The following is a 384-nucleotide window of genomic DNA, read 5'->3' as shown; positions in this document are numbered from 1 at the left end:
CGTATGTGCCGCCCGGTTGCCGCCACGGGTCTTGGTTTTCTGCCGGAAGCGCTGCTTCTGGTTTTCGTCGGCGGTTTGGTCGCCGGCTTGCCTGCGTCATGGCTTCTGCTTCTTGTGACAGTGATGGTCGTTGTCACCGTGGTCGTGGGTTCGATGCGCCAGACTTCGATGCGCCAGGCGGGACAGTGGGACGCGTCCGGCCTTGCCTACGCCGCCATTTCGGGACTGTCACTTGCTCTTTTGCGTGACGGCGATCATCCCGGCTTCATCGCCATTCTCTTCCTGTTCGCGGTGGTTTGGGCGACCGACATATCAGCCTTTTTCGTCGGCCGCGCTGTCGGCGGTCCGAAGCTGGCGCCGTCGATCTCACCAGGCAAGACTCCT

General features: G+C 62.2%; 1 protein-coding gene. It reads left to right on the top strand.

All coding sequences use genetic code 11. The annotated features are described in order from the left end of the window. Positions 1-384: phosphatidate cytidylyltransferase (locus tag EOA86_RS38315; protein ID WP_164892500.1), on the top strand; the 384-nt coding region annotated here is incomplete at both ends.

It is taken from the genome of Mesorhizobium sp. M5C.F.Ca.IN.020.32.2.1, assembly GCF_004023105.1.
GTDB lineage: Bacteria > Pseudomonadota > Alphaproteobacteria > Rhizobiales > Rhizobiaceae > Mesorhizobium > Mesorhizobium wenxiniae.
This window is presented reverse-complemented; position numbering and strand designations above follow the sequence as displayed.